Origin of the sequence: Silicimonas algicola (genome assembly GCF_003970735.1) — a bacterium.
Classification (GTDB): Bacteria; Pseudomonadota; Alphaproteobacteria; order Rhodobacterales; family Rhodobacteraceae; genus Silicimonas; species Silicimonas algicola.
Map to the genome: position 1 here is coordinate 3,250,712 of NZ_CP034588.1, position 13,709 is coordinate 3,264,420.

The window sequence follows — 13,709 nt, forward strand, 5'->3', positions numbered from 1 at the left end:
ACGCACGGAACGACATGGACACGTCGCTGCCCATCATTGGCGTAGGCGCCTCGGCCGGAGGCCTGGAAGCCCTGCGCGAACTCTTCGCGGGATACAAGGGAACGACCGGAATGGCCTTCGTGGTCATCCAGCACCTCGACCCCAACCACGAATCCCTCATGGCGCAACTGATCGAGCGCTATACGTCCATGCACGTCCGCCAGGCCGAGGGCGGCGAGGCGCTGGAGGCCGACCACGTCTATGTCATCCCTCCCGGCCACGGCCTTGTCGTCGGCGACCGCACGCTTCATCTGACCGAATTCGTTGACCCGAGGGGCCTGCGCCGCCCGATCGACGATTTCTTCGAAAGCCTCGCCGAGGATGTGGGTGCGCTATCGGCCTGCGTGATCCTGTCGGGCACCGGAGGCGACGGCAGCCGCGGCCTGCGCGCGATCAAGGAAAACGGTGGCGTCTGCCTCGCGCAGGAGCCCGAGACGGCGCGCTATGACGGGATGCCGGTCTCGGCGATGCGGACAGGCCTTGTCGACGTCGTCGCCCCGCCGTCGGAAATGCTGAGCTATCTTCGGCGCTTCTTCAACTTCCAGCCGGGTGAACCCAACGGCGGACCGGCCGAGATCGTCGACCACCTCGAGGACCTGTGCCAATCGCTGTCGCAGGCCACGGGACACGACTTTTCGGGCTACAAGCGCTCGACGATGGCCCGGCGTGTGGCGCGGCGGATGCAGGTCCTCGGCATCGACAGCGCCACCACCTATGCCGACCGCGTCCACAAGGACGACGGCGAGTGCATGGCGCTGTTCAGCGACCTTCTCATCAACGTCACCAAGTTCTTCCGCGACACCCACGAGTTCGAAGCCCTGCGCGAGATCGTCGTGGCGCCCCTTGTCGAACGCGCGATGGAAGACGACGAGATCCGCGTCTGGGTCGCCGGCTGCTCCAGCGGCGAGGAAGCCTACTCGATGGCCATGCTTTTCGCTGACGAGATCGAGAAGAGAAACCGGCGGCTGAACGTCCAGATCTTCGCAACCGACATCGACGAGAAGATGCTGTCCATCGCGCGCTCAGGCACCTATCCCCTGTCCTCCCTCAGCGACATTCCGGCCGAATACCGGCAGCGCTTCACCATCGGCAACAACCAGCACGTCGTCATCGCTCCGAAGATCCGGGACATGGTGCGCTTCAGCCTGCACAGCCTGATCAAGGACCCGCCGTTCTCCAGCATGGACCTGATCTCGTGCCGGAACCTGCTGATCTACTTCGAGGAGACGCTGCAGCGGCAGGTCGTGCCGCTGTTCCACTTCGCGCTCCGCCAGGACGGATTTCTCTTCTTGGGCTCGTCCGAGGCGATCCAGCGGTATGAGGATCTGTTCGAGGTTGTCGACCAGTCGGCCCGCGTGTTCCTTCGCCGGACCGTGCAGGGGCGCTACAACCTCCAGATCGCGCAGCCCCGCGCGCGCCGGGCCGAACGCCTGCCGGGCCTCAGCGATCAGGTCATGTCGCAGCGACGCGAGGTCTCGGCCGAAGCCGATGCCCTGAGGCGTATCGCCGAAAGCTATGCACCGGTCAGCCTTCTTGTCGATGCCGAGGGAAACCTCCTGAGCAGATGGGGCAAGGTCGGCCGCTACCTCGATTTTCCGGACAGGATCGAGCGGACGGTCCATGTCCCGAGCCTGGCCCGTGCCGGATTGCGTGACGTCCTGGGCGGTCTCCTGCGCGACGTGGTCAAGGGCGCGGCCCGAGCGATCGTGCGCGACGTCGAGGTCCATACCGACTTCGGCCTGATGACCGTCAACGTCATGTGCGAGCCGATCGACGACGATGCCTATCTCCTGGTCATTCGCGAAAGTGGCGAGCTGACGCCCATCGACACCGACGACTATCTCGAGGTTCGTCCCGAGGAAGGACAGGTCCGGTATCTGGAGGAAGAGCTTCAGGCGACGCGCTATCGGCTGAGAACGGCCATCGAGGAACTCGAGACGACGAACGAGGAGCTGAAGAGCTCGAACGAAGAAATGATGTCGATGAACGAGGAGCTTCAGTCGACGAACGAGGAGCTGACCACCGTCAACGACGAGCTGAAGACGAAGGTCGACCAGCTTATAGTGGCCAACGCCGACCTGACGAACTTCTTCACCTCGACCGAGCTCGTCGTCGTCGTCGTGGACCGCGATCTGCGGGTCCGAAGCACGTCTTCGTCCGTCGACCGGGTGTTTCCCGGCGCCGGAGACAAGGATGGCACCGCGCTCGATCAGCTTGAAGCGAACCTCACAGACAGCGAATTCGTCGAACGCCTCACCCAGGCGGCGAAGCAGGACACAAGCTCGGAATTCCGTGCCACCTCGTCAGACGGCACACGCGAATTCCTCGGTCGCGCGACGCCCTACAAGAAGAAGGACGGGTCCACGGACGGTGCCATCCTCGTGCTAACCGACGTGACCGAGACGCTCGCTCTCGCCCGCGACCTCGAGGAAGAACGTGAACGCCTGCGGCTTGCGCTAGAGGTCGCGCGCATCGGCATCTGGGAGTACGAACCCGATACCGACTTCACCCGCCTCGACAAGACCGAGCGCTGGCTTCTGAACCTCGGCGAAGGCGAAGGCGACACGATGGAGCGGATCCTGTCGAGGATGACCGCCGAGGACCGCGACCGCGTCAACACGGCGCTGCGGCAGGCGATGGACGGCACCCGCGATTTCGACGAGGTCTTCTCGATCCCCCTTGGTGGCGGGCGTCGCCGCTGGCTTCACGGCCTGGGCAAGCGGCACTTCCGCCATCGCGGGCGCAAGTTCATCGGCGTGACCTACGACGTCACCGCCGAGCGTGAGCTTCTGAGCCAGCGCGAGCTCATGATCCGCGAGATGAACCATCGGTTGAAGAACCTCTTCGCCATCATCTCGGCGCTTGTCTCGATTTGCGCCCGCGAAGCGCAGGACGTGGATGATTTCGCGATGGAACTGCGGTCGCGCATCAGGGCGCTCGGGCAGTCCCATTCCCTGACGAACGAAGGCACCGAGGTCCGTCAGGCGACGCTGAGGGGTATTGTCGAGACCGTGCTTGAACCGGCCCGCGATCAACAATCCTTCGTCTATGAAGGGCTGGATCTCGAGGTGGACACCTCGCAGCTCACGTCTCTGGCGCTGATCTTCCATGAGTGGGCGACGAATGCGACGAAGTACGGGGCCCTGACCGTGCCTGACGGCATCGTCACGGTTCGCGTCGAGGACGGCGAGGATACCGTCCGCGTCGAGTGGATCGAAAGTGGCAAGGACAGGTCCAGAAGCTCGGGCAGCGGCTTCGGCACCGCGCTGATCGAGGCAACGGCGCTTCAGCTTCGCGCGACCGTCGAAGGCGAGGAGACCGACGAGGGCTTCCGCCGCACGCTCGTCTTCCCGAAGCTGGTCTAGTCCCGCATGCCCACGACGGTATCGAGCGCCTCGATGACGTCGCGCGGCGTGGTCGGCTTCTCGAGGCAGGGAACCTCGGCGAATTCGGGCACGTCCATGCGCTGACGCCCGTCTCCGCTGATGAAGATCACCGCACATCCGCGACCCGACAGCTCGCGCGCCAGCGGCCACACGACCTCGTTTCCGACGTTGATGTCCAGGATCGCCAGCTCGGGCGTCTGCCGGGCGATGAGACTGCGCGCCTGATCGAGGCTGAAGGCGGGACCCAGGACCTTTCGGCCGCTTTGCTCAACGGTCGCCGAAAGATCGAGAGCAATCAATGCCTCGTCATCCACCACCAGAACGAGGTCACTCATATGCCACCCTCGCGGATGGGCGATTGGCCTCTCCGCTTCGTCCCGGTCCGATTTTCACTGACACCATCTTGCCTCGAAACAACCGCCCCGACGGTCGACTTAGATCGTCGCTACGGACTTGCCAGAGGCGCGCGCGCAACTCACGGCGATCTCTCGCCCTCGAGCACGAGAAGGTCTTCGGGATGCACCGAGAACTCCGCCGCCTGCCCCGGCGCGGGCGGCGGTGTGCCGGGTCGGTTGAAGGTGTCGAGCATCACCCGTTCGCCTGCGACGGTGGCCTGAATCCTGATCACCGAGCCGAGGAAATGCACGTCGTCGATCCGGCCTTCCAGCACCATGTCGCGGTCGGCCGCGCGGCCGAGCGTCAGCGCTTCGGGCCTTATCCCCAGCGTCAGCCGGTCGGACGTAAGCGGCCGTCCGAGACTTGCCTCGCGCGAGCCGATCCCGATGCGGCCGCTGTCGCGGTCAAGCACCCTGGCCTCGATCAGGTTGAGCGTTCCGACGAACTCGGCCACGAACCGTGTCGAGGGTCGGTTGTAGATCTCGAACGGCTGACCCACCTGTTCGGCCACGCCACCGTTCATCACCACGACGCGGTCCGAAATCGACAGCGCCTCTTCCTGATCGTGGGTGACGAAGATCGTCGTGATGGCGAGGCGTCGCTGAATGTCGCGAATTTCTTCACGAAGGCTCACGCGGATCTTGGCGTCGAGCGCCGACAGCGGTTCGTCGAGCAGAAGGACCTGCGGCTGGACCGCCAGCGCACGCGCCAGTGCGACCCGCTGCTGCTGTCCGCCGGAGAGCTGGAAGGGATAGCGGTCGTCATAGCCCTCAAGTCCGATGAGCCTCAGCATCTCGGCCACGCGAGCGGTTCGGTCGGCGACCTTGACGCCCTTGACCTTCAGCCCGAAGGCCACGTTCTGCGCCACCGTCAGGTTCGGAAACAGCGCGTAGGACTGGAACACCATGCCGATGTTGCGCTGGTTCGGACGAAGCGACACCACGTCGCGCCCGTCGATCCGGATCGAGCCGGTCGAGGGCGTCTCAAACCCGGCGACCATCCGCAGCACCGTTGTCTTGCCGCAGCCCGAGGGCCCCAGAAGCGAGACGAACTCGCCCTTCTCGATCGGAAGGTTGAAGTCCTTCACGACCCTTACGGAGCCGAAAGACTTTTCGAGGTGCTCGATTTCGAGAAAGGACATCAGGACCTCGGGGGACGGGAATGGCGGGTCAAAAGAGTGGCAAGCTGGATCAGGCCCATGCAGATCCAGGTGATCGAGAAGGCGATCACGGCCAGCGCGGCCGGCTCATAGGCGCGGTTCGCGCCGATGAGCTGAAGATAGGGACCGAAGGCGGGACGGTTCAGAAGGGCCGCCATGACGAATTCGCCGATCACGATGGCGAAGGTCAGGAAAGCGCCCGACATCACGGCGACCAGCACGTTCGGCATGATGACCCTGCCGATGATCGTGGGCCAGTTGGCGCCGAGGCTTTGCGCCGCCTCGGTCAGCGTGCGCACGTCGATGGTCCGAAGCCCGGTGTCCACGGCGCGGTACATGTAGGGCAAGGACAGCGTCGCATAGCCCATCATCAGAAGCAGGTTCGTCCCGGAGGCCGTGCCGGTAAGCGGCAGGAACGACGACGTGTTGTAGAGCCGGATGTAGCCGAACACGATGACGATGGGCGGAATGACCAGCGGCAGGAGCGTCACGAACTCGACGAGCGGTCTCAGCCGCGGAAACTTGAGCCGCACCCAATAGGCGGTCGGCACGACGATCAGCACGCCCACGACGATGGTGAAAAGCGCCATCACGACCGAATAGCTGAAGGTCTCGCGAAACTTCGGATCCTCGAAAACCCAGCGATAGGCGTCGAGCGAATACTCACCCCGGCGCTTCCTCAGCGAGAACTCGATGGTTCCGATGAGGGGCAGGAAAAAGTACAGAAGCCCCAGGGTCAGCGCGATCCAGGACCAGACGCGGGGCGCCTTCATCGCGTCCACCTCTCGGTCCGGGCCCGCAGCCAGACGTAAATGCCGTTGGCAATTCCGGTGACGACGATCATGCCGAAGGCAAGCGCATAGCCCAGGTGCGGATCCTGAAGCACGTCGCCGCGGATCTGGGCGAAGAGCACGATCGGCACGATGGACAGCGACGAGCCCGTCAGCGCATAGGCCGTTGCAACTGCCCCGAAGGCGTTGGCGAAGAGCAGCGCGAAGGTCCCCAGAAGCGACGGCAGAAGGATCGGCAACGCGACCATGCGCCAGTACTGCGGCCCCGAGGCGCCCAGGATCTCGGCCGCCTCGCGCCATTCCTTCTTCAACCCGTCCAGCGCGGGCGTGATGATGAGGATCATCAGCGGGATCTGGAAGAACAGGTAGACCAGGGTCAGGCCCCAGAAGGACAGGAGGTTGAAGCCGAGCCCGTAGATGTTGATGCCGAACCAGTCCTTCAGGATCACGGTGACGAGGCCAAGCCGCCCCAGGGTGGCGAGGAAGGCGAAGGCCAGCGGTACGCCCGCGAAGTTCGACGCGACGCCCGAGAAGGTCAGAAGCGGCCCCCGGATCCACTGCGGCAGCCCGCCCAAGGTGATCGCTGCCGCCATCGCGAAGCCGATGAGACAGCCTGCCAGCGCCGAGGCCACCGAGATGCGGATCGAGATCCAGTAGGCGGACAGGATCGACGGCTGGAACAGGTTTAGGACGTTCCGGAACGTGGGCGTGCCGTCAGGCGTCTGGAAGGCGCCGACGACGATGTTCATGGTGGGCAGGATCAGGAACAGCACCGCGAACAGCGTGAAGGGCACCATGCCGAGCCATGCAAGCGGCATGGGCCTGCGCGGGCGCGCGGTTGGCGCTGACTGTTGGGTGAGATCGGTCATCGAAGGTCGGCCCCGCGACCCTGAAGGATCGCGGGGCCGGATCGTCCTACTGGACGTTCGCGCCGACGACGGAATCCCATCCGCCGGTCACCGCATCCTTGTTGCCGCCCTGCTGGTCGAGCGTCGGGAACACGGCCGCCTCATAGGCTTCGGCCGGCGGCAAGGCATCCAGCAGTTCCTGCGGGATCTTGCCGGACTGGGCGAGGTCGTTGAAGCGGATCGGGTGGCAGTATCCCTTCAGCCAGCCAAGCTGACCCTCGTCGGAATAGAGATACTCCATCCACAGCTTCGCCGCGTTCGGCTGCGGCGCATAGGCGCTGATCGCCTGGACGTAGACGCCCGCGACGACGCCAGACGCCGGTACCACGACCTCGAGCGGCGGGTTGCCAGCCAGTGTGTCGCGCCATGCAAGGCCGTTGTAATCCCAGGCGATCACGATGGGCGTGGCGCCCTGGGCGATGGTGCCCGCCTTGCCGATGACGGGCACGAAGTTCCCGGCCTCGTTCAGCTCCTTGAAGAATTCGAGCCCGGCTTCGCCCGAGCCTTGGCCGGCCTCACCGCCGCGCGCGAGACCCGCCGCCATGACCGCGAGGATCGCCTGGTTCGAGGCGCGCGGATCGCCCGCCAGAGCCACCGAGTTGGCGTACTCGGGCTTCAGAAGGTCTTCCCAGTCCTGCGGCACGTTCTCGACGAGGTCGGTGTTCACCACGAAGGACAGCACGCCGTAATAGTCGCCGTACCAGTGGCCATCGGCGTCCTTGGCGTCGTCGGGAATCGTGTCCCAGGTCGCGACCTTGTGCGGCTGGGTCAGGCCCTCTTCCTTGGCCTGCGGACCGAAGGCGAAGCCCACGTCGAGGACGTCGGGCGCCTGCGGTCCGGTGTTGTCCTTGTTGGCGCGCACCGCCTCAAGCTCGTCCGCCGAACCCGCATCAGGGTTCAGTTCGTTGACCGTGATGTTCGGATACTTCGCCTTGAAGCCCGCAATCACGTCGCCATAGCCGCACCAGCTGTGCGGCAGGGCGATGGTCGAAAGCGTGCCTTCCGCCTCGGCCGCGGCCGCAAGCTCGTCCATCGACTGCGCAAGCGAGGCGACGGGCGTCGCGGCCGCAATGGCCAGCGCCGAGGTCACCGCGATCACTCGCAGAGTTGTCGTTCTCATAGTGGTGTCTCCCTGTTCGTATGCAGCAGCGTCGGCCGGCCCCCCGGCACGAGATCTCGTGGAGTCGTGCAGGCCGCGCAGTGCGCCTACAAAACCCCGGAATCCGGCGCGCCTCAATTGAAATTATGATGACGCTGCCCGGACTTGCCGGGCAGCGCGCCGGATCGCGTCAGTTCTGCCTGTGCCTGATGCGGTCGAAGGACACGGCGACGACGATGAAGGTGCCGATGAACATGCCCTGCCAGAACGTCGAAATCCCTAGCAGGATCAGCGAGTTGCGGATAACCTCGATCAAAAGTGCGCCGACGACGGCGCCGATCGCCGTGCCTTCTCCTCCGTTGAGGTTCGCGCCCCCGATGACGGCGGCGGCGATCACCGTGAGCTCCATCGCCGTCCCTAAATTTGTCGTCACGCTTCCCAGCCAACCGGCCATGAGGATGCCGGCCAACCCTGCGGTGAAGGCCGAGAACATGTAGATGGTCACCTTGATGCGCTTGACCGCGATCCCCGTCAGGGTCGCTGCCTCTTCGTTCGAGCCGATGGCGAAGACGTACTGGCCCCAGCGTGTCCACCGGTAGACGACGGTCATCACCACCGTCAGCGCGATCAACGCAAAAAGCGGATGCGGCAGGCCGAACGTCGATCCGCCCCCGATCCACAGCAGCAGGTCGTGGTCCGGCCCGAACTGGTAGATCATCTTGTTGTTCGACAGCACCATGGCCGCAGACCGCGCCGCCGACAGCATCCCCAGCGTAATGACGAAGGCCGGCATCCCGGCATAGGCGATCAGCGTTCCGTTGATCGCTCCCACGACCAAGGCGACGCCAAGAGCCGCGATGGCCGACAGCCAGAAGGAATACCCTCCCTCCATCAGGACCGAGATCACCATGGCCGTGAGCACGACGATGGAGCCCACCGACAGGTCGATCCCGCCCGAGGCGATGACGGTCGTCATGCCGATGGCGATGATCGCCACGAAGGCGAAGTTGCGCGCGACGTTGAAGAGGTTTCGCTGCGTGGCGAAGCCATCGGTCATGAAGCTGAGGGCGACGCAGGCCAGAACGGCCGCGATGAAGACCCAGAAGACCTGGAGATTGGCGACCCGCGACCAGGACGAGCGATGCTGCGCCCGTCCGATGACCTGCTCGAGTGTATCCGTCATGTCGCTCTCCCTCAGGCGTATTCGATAGCGCCGGTGATGAGGCCCGTGACCTCTTCCGGCGAACTGTCGGCGGCGCGTTTCGCGGCGACGAGGTTGCCGCGGCGCAGGACCGCGATGGTGTCCGCGACGGCGAAGACGTCCGGCATACGGTGGCTGATGAGGATGACGCTGATCCCGTGGTCGCGCAGGTTGCGGATGAGATCCAGCACCTCGGCCACCTGCCGGACCGAGATCGCGGCGGTGGGTTCGTCCAGGAGAACGATGCGCGCCTCCGACAGAAGCGTCCTCGCGATGGCCACGGCCTGCCTCTGGCCGCCCGACATCCGCCGCACCACGTCGCGCGGCCGCGTCTCGGACTTGAGCCGCGCGAAGAGGCCTGCCGAGGTCGACCGCATCGTGTCGTAGTCGATGACGCGGATCGGGCCAAAGCGCTTCATGGGCTCGCGCCCGAGAAAGACGTTCGAGGCCGCGGTCAGGTGATCGCAAAGCGCGAGGTTCTGGTGAACGATCTCGATGCCCGCGCGCTGCGCGTCGATCGGGCGGTGAAACTCGACCGGCTTGTCGTCGATTCGAATCTCGCCCTTTGACGGCCGGTAGTTGCCCGCGATGATCTTCACGAGCGTCGATTTGCCCGCCCCGTTGTCGCCCATCAGGCCCATGACCTCGCCGGGCGCAAGCTCCAGCGAGACGCCGTCGAGCGCCTGAATGGCGCCGAAACTCCGGGATATGCCGGAAAGCCTCAGTCGTGACATCTGTCCTCCTCCCCTTCCGCAGCGATGGCCGGACAAGCCGCCCCTCTCGCGTTCTTGTAGCATCGGAAGCCGCTTCCGCGTCGTCCGAAGTGGAGAATTAGTAGCTTGACGGAATAATATTAGTAAATAGTATTATTATTGAAAAACGTCGACGGCGCCAAGACTGGGGAGGGTTCGGAGTGTCTGCGATCGTGCGTCTGAAGCCGCTCTCTGACGGAAGCGGCGCAGCGGCAGAGCCTTTCATCATTGGCGAACCGACACTGAGCTCCCGCCGCCTTTCAAGGCCGCAGGGCTCCACAGGAATTCGACACCCAGGCACCGCCCGGGCGCACGGATGAACCAGAAACCGGAACAAGACAGGGAGCACTATCAATGAAGACGACCATCGCATATCTGGCCACGGCCACGGCGCTCGTGGCGCTGGCCACCGCGGCGCAGGCACAGGACAAGAAGACCCTCGCCATCGTCGTGAAGGGTCTCGACAACCCGTTCTTCGAACAGATCAACCTCGGCTGCCAGAAGTGGATGTCCGAAAACGCCGACAGCGAATACCAATGCCTCTATACCGGCCCGGCGTCTTCGGCTGACGAGGCCGGCGAGGTCCAGATCGTCGACGACCTCCTGACGTCCGGCGTCGCAGCCATCGCGATTTCGCCGTCGAACGCGCCCGCCATGGCCAACCGCGTTCGCGAGATCGCACCGGACGTTCCCGTGATGACCATCGACGCCGACTTCCTCGAAGCCGACCGCGACCTGCGGACCACCTATCTCGGCACCGATAACTACCTCATGGGCGTCAAGATGGCCGAGGAGGCCGCCAAGCTTAAGCCCGAAGGCGGCACTGTCTGCCTCCAGCTCGGCAACGTCGCCGCGGACAACATCAACGCCCGCGCGCAGGGGTTCCGCGACACCGCGGGCGGCGCCGAAGGCATCGAGCGTCTGGCTGGCGAAGGCGGCTGGACCGAGATCGAGGGCTGCCCGGTCTTCACCAACGACCAGGCCGACCTCGCCAACCAGCAGATGGCGGACACCTTCATCGCGAACCCCGACCTCGACGCCTTCATCCTCGTCGGCGGCTGGGCCCAGTTCGCGCCGCAGGCCTATTCGCAGGTCACGGACCAGGTGATGGACAAGCTTAACTCGAAGGAGCTCATCATCATCGCGGGCGACACCCTGCCGCCGCAGACGCAAGCCTTCCGCGACGGGCGCAGCCACGCCCAGGTCGGCCAGCGTCCGTTCGAGATGGGCTACAAGGCGCCCGACGTGATGATCCAGCTCATCGAGGGTCAGACGGTCGAGGATCCGCTCTACACCGGGCTCGACGTCTGCAACCAGGACGATCCGGGGTTCTGCAAGGACAACTGATCGCAGGACAAGGCAGGGTCCGGCCCCATCGGCCGGGCCCCGCCTCACACGCTCAACACGACGACCCGGGACAACCCCGGTCAGGGAGGAACAAATGACATTCGCAAGAACGTTCGCCACGACCTGCATGGCCGCGGCACTGGCTACCGGCGCTGCGGCGCAGGACAAGCCGCAACTCGCCTTCGTGGTCAACGCGGCTTCGGACTTCTGGAAGCTGGCCGAGGCCGGTGTCGCCGCAGCGCAGGCCGAGCTGCCCGACTATGACCTTCAGTTCCGCTATCCCGCGCAAGGGACGGCAGCACTTCAGAACGCGCTGATGGACGACCTCGTGGCCGCAGGCACCGACGCCATCATGATCTCGTCGGTCGATCCCAAGACGTCGATCGACGCCTTCAACCGCATCGCGAGCCAGATCCCGCTCTTCACCACCGACTCGGACGCGCCCGACAGCGAGCGCATCGCCTACCTCGGCTCGTCGAACACCGACGCCGGCGTGCAGGCGGGCGAGATCGCCAAGAAAGCGCTACCCGACGGAGGCCAGTGCATGGGCTTCGTGGGCTTCCTCGGCGCCGACAACGCCGTCGAGCGCATCGCGGGTTTCCGCCAGGCGGTCGAGGGCTCGGGCATCGAGCTTGTCGACGTGCGCGGCGACGACGTGGACTTCGCCCGTGCGCGCTCGAACGTCGATGACGTGCTGGCGGCGAACCCGGACATCAACTGCATGGTCGGCTTCTATTCCTACAACCCGCCCAAGATCTACGAAGCCCTGCAAGCAGCTGGAAAACTGGGTGAAATCACCGTCATCGCCTTCGACGAGGATCCGGTGACGCTTGGCGCGGTGCGCGAAGGCTCCTTTGCCGGGACGGTGGTTCAGGATCCCTACCAGTGGGGCTATCAGGGCATGCACCTCATGGCCGATTACCTGGAGGGCGACACCTCTGGCGTGCCGGCTGACGGGCTCATCATCGTGCCGACCAAGGTCATCGACCAGTCGAACGTCGACGCGTTCGAGGCCGAACTGAAGGCGCGCATTTCGGGATAGCGGTGTCCTCCCCGCTTGCGGCGGGCTGCGCCGGGCGAGACACTCGTCACGCGCAGCCCGTTTCATCCTGCAAGGAAGATCCGTGACGAAGCCTCCCATCGCGCTCTCGCTGACCGACGTGACGAAGGTCTATCCCGGCGTCGTCGCGCTGGAGAGGGTCAACCTGTCGCTGACCGGCGGCGAGATCGTCGGCCTGATCGGCGAGAACGGCGCGGGCAAATCCACGCTGATGAAGGTCCTGGGCGGCACCATCGCCCCGAACGCCGGAACGATCACCGTCGACGGACACGACCATGCGGCCCTGACGCCCCGCGAGGCCAACGACCTCGGCATCGCTTTCGTCCACCAGGAGCTGAACACCTTCGGCAACCTCGACGTAGCGGGAAACATCCTTCTCGGGCGCGAGATCGTCAGCGCCCCCTTCGGCACGCTCGACCAGGCCGCGATGGTCCGCACCGTGCGCCCCATCCTCGACGTCCTCGGCGCGAAATTCGCCCCCGAGGACTCGGCCGCCGACCTGTCGCTCGCCGATCAGCAGATCCTCGAGGTCGCGAAGGCGCTGTCGATGAAGGCCCGGCTCGTCATCTTCGACGAACCCACCTCCAGCCTCACCGTCTCCGAGACCGCGCGCCTTCTGGGCGTCATGCGGCAGTTGCGTGACGACGGTGTCGCGGTCCTCTTCATCAGCCACCGTCTCGCCGAGATCGAGGAGGTCGCCGACCGGGTCGTCGTCCTGCGCGACGGCAAGAACGCGGGCGACCTGCCGCGCGCGGACATCTCGAAACCGCGCATGGTCGAACTGATGATCGGCCGGAACATCGGCCGCGACGCCTCGCGCATCGCACCGTCGGGCACGGCGCCCGTCCTCGAATTTTGCGCGGTCTCGACGACGGCTTATCCATCCTCGAAGGTCGACCTTACCTTGTACGGGGGCGAAATCCTGGGTCTGGCGGGGCTCGTCGGCGCTGGCCGGTCCGAACTTGCCCGCGTCGCCTTCGGCATCGACCCCCGCAACGGAGGCGAGGTGCGCGTCAGTGGCATCACCCTTGCGCCCGATTCCGTCGCCTCCGCCATCGCCGCGGGTCTTTGCCTCGTGCCCGAGAACCGCAAGGAAGAAGGGCTGATCCTCGATTTCGCGGTGAGGGAAAACATCTCGCTGCCGAACCTCGGCCGCCTTCGCCGCGGCTGGTTCGTCGACCGACCCGCCGAGCGCGACCTCGGCACGGCCTCGCGCGACAGGCTCGGCATCAAGACCGCCACGCTCGACGGCGCCGTCGCCTCGCTGTCGGGCGGCAACCAGCAGAAGGTCGTTCTCGCGAAGTGGCTCGCGATGAGCCCCAAGGTCATCATCATGGACGAGCCGACGCGCGGCATCGACGTCGGTGCGAAACGCGAGGTCTATGCGCTGATGCGCGCGCTCGCAGACACCGGCGTGGGCATCCTGATGATCTCGAGCGACATGGAAGAGGTCATCGGCATTTCGGACCGGGTCGCGGTGATGAGCGCGGGCCGCGTGGCGGGGATCCTCGACCACGACGTGATAAGCGAGCCGAACATCCTTCGGCTGGCAGTAGGCTGACGCAGGACGG

Annotated in this window: 11 protein-coding genes; 4 read left to right on the forward strand and 7 right to left on the reverse strand. The window is 65.1% G+C overall.

Features of this window, described 5'->3' with window-relative positions; translation table 11 throughout:
• Positions 1–14: 14 nt before the first annotated feature.
• Positions 15–3,404: a CheR family methyltransferase gene (locus EF888_RS15910; protein WP_206508345.1), complete on the forward strand. Its 3,390-nt coding sequence runs from the start codon at positions 15–17 to the stop codon at positions 3,402–3,404.
• On the opposite strand, the gene EF888_RS15915 is transcribed toward EF888_RS15910, so the two are convergent.
• The 7 genes from EF888_RS15915 to EF888_RS15945 form a co-directional block, all read right to left on the reverse strand.
• Positions 3,401–3,760 carry a response regulator gene (locus EF888_RS15915; RefSeq protein ID WP_109759872.1) on the reverse strand — a complete coding sequence of 120 codons (360 nt, stop codon included), beginning with the start codon at positions 3,758–3,760 and terminating at the stop codon, positions 3,401–3,403. The genes EF888_RS15910 and EF888_RS15915 overlap by 4 nt on opposite strands.
• Before the next feature lie 140 nt (positions 3,761–3,900).
• Complete coding sequence (locus tag EF888_RS15920) at positions 3,901–4,962, reverse strand: ABC transporter ATP-binding protein (RefSeq protein ID WP_109759871.1); 1,062 nt, start codon at positions 4,960–4,962, stop codon at positions 3,901–3,903.
• Positions 4,962–5,753, reverse strand: coding sequence for an ABC transporter permease (locus tag EF888_RS15925; protein ID WP_109759945.1), 792 nt, complete (start codon positions 5,751–5,753; stop codon positions 4,962–4,964). The genes EF888_RS15920 and EF888_RS15925 overlap by 1 nt, the downstream gene beginning before the upstream one ends.
• Positions 5,750–6,640, reverse strand: a complete 891-nt coding sequence (locus EF888_RS15930; protein ID WP_109759870.1) for an ABC transporter permease — start codon at positions 6,638–6,640, stop codon at positions 5,750–5,752. Before EF888_RS15930 ends, EF888_RS15925 begins: the two co-directional genes overlap by 4 nt.
• A gap of 46 nt (positions 6,641–6,686) precedes the next feature.
• Positions 6,687–7,769 carry an ABC transporter substrate-binding protein gene (locus tag EF888_RS15935; RefSeq protein WP_241239910.1) on the reverse strand — a complete coding sequence of 361 codons (1,083 nt, stop codon included), beginning with the start codon at positions 7,767–7,769 and terminating at the stop codon, positions 6,687–6,689.
• 199 nt (positions 7,770–7,968) lie between these two features.
• A complete protein-coding gene (locus EF888_RS15940; RefSeq protein ID WP_109759868.1) occupies positions 7,969–8,961 on the reverse strand; it encodes an ABC transporter permease in 993 nt (330 codons plus the stop codon).
• A gap of 11 nt (positions 8,962–8,972) precedes the next feature.
• Entirely contained in the window at positions 8,973–9,713 is a 741-nt protein-coding gene (locus EF888_RS15945) for an ATP-binding cassette domain-containing protein (protein WP_109759867.1), read from the reverse strand.
• Between the two features lie 372 nt (positions 9,714–10,085).
• Here EF888_RS15945 and EF888_RS15950 point away from each other — a divergent pair, with 372 nt between their 5' ends.
• The 3 genes from EF888_RS15950 (at position 10,086) to EF888_RS15960 (ending at position 13,699) form a co-directional block, all read left to right on the forward strand.
• Positions 10,086–11,078 (forward strand): substrate-binding domain-containing protein, encoded by a 993-nt coding sequence (locus EF888_RS15950; RefSeq protein ID WP_109759866.1) that lies wholly within the window; start codon positions 10,086–10,088, stop codon positions 11,076–11,078.
• 94 nt (positions 11,079–11,172) lie between these two features.
• A complete protein-coding gene (locus tag EF888_RS15955; RefSeq protein WP_109759865.1) occupies positions 11,173–12,120 on the forward strand; it encodes a sugar-binding protein in 948 nt (315 codons plus the stop codon).
• An 82-nt stretch (positions 12,121–12,202) separates the two neighbouring features.
• Complete coding sequence (locus tag EF888_RS15960) at positions 12,203–13,699, forward strand: sugar ABC transporter ATP-binding protein (RefSeq protein WP_206508346.1); 1,497 nt, start codon at positions 12,203–12,205, stop codon at positions 13,697–13,699.
• Positions 13,700–13,709: the final 10 nt, after the last annotated feature.

Bases quoted from the DNA above. Each gene is read 5' to 3' on its own strand.
- EF888_RS15955 (WP_109759865.1), top strand. From the start codon at position 11,173: ATGACATTCGCAAGAACGTTCGCCACGACCTGCATGGCCGCGGCACTG.
- EF888_RS15950 (WP_109759866.1), top strand. From the start codon at position 10,086: ATGAAGACGACCATCGCATATCTGGCCACGGCCACGGCGCTCGTGGCG.
- EF888_RS15940 (WP_109759868.1), bottom strand. From the start codon at position 8,961: ATGACGGATACACTCGAGCAGGTCATCGGACGGGCGCAGCATCGCTCG.
- EF888_RS15945 (WP_109759867.1), bottom strand. From the start codon at position 9,713: ATGTCACGACTGAGGCTTTCCGGCATATCCCGGAGTTTCGGCGCCATT.
- EF888_RS15915 (WP_109759872.1), bottom strand. From the start codon at position 3,760: ATGAGTGACCTCGTTCTGGTGGTGGATGACGAGGCATTGATTGCTCTC.
- EF888_RS15925 (WP_109759945.1), bottom strand. From the start codon at position 5,753: ATGAAGGCGCCCCGCGTCTGGTCCTGGATCGCGCTGACCCTGGGGCTT.
- EF888_RS15920 (WP_109759871.1), bottom strand. From the start codon at position 4,962: ATGTCCTTTCTCGAAATCGAGCACCTCGAAAAGTCTTTCGGCTCCGTA.
- EF888_RS15910 (WP_206508345.1), top strand. From the start codon at position 15: ATGGACACGTCGCTGCCCATCATTGGCGTAGGCGCCTCGGCCGGAGGC.
- EF888_RS15930 (WP_109759870.1), bottom strand. From the start codon at position 6,640: ATGACCGATCTCACCCAACAGTCAGCGCCAACCGCGCGCCCGCGCAGG.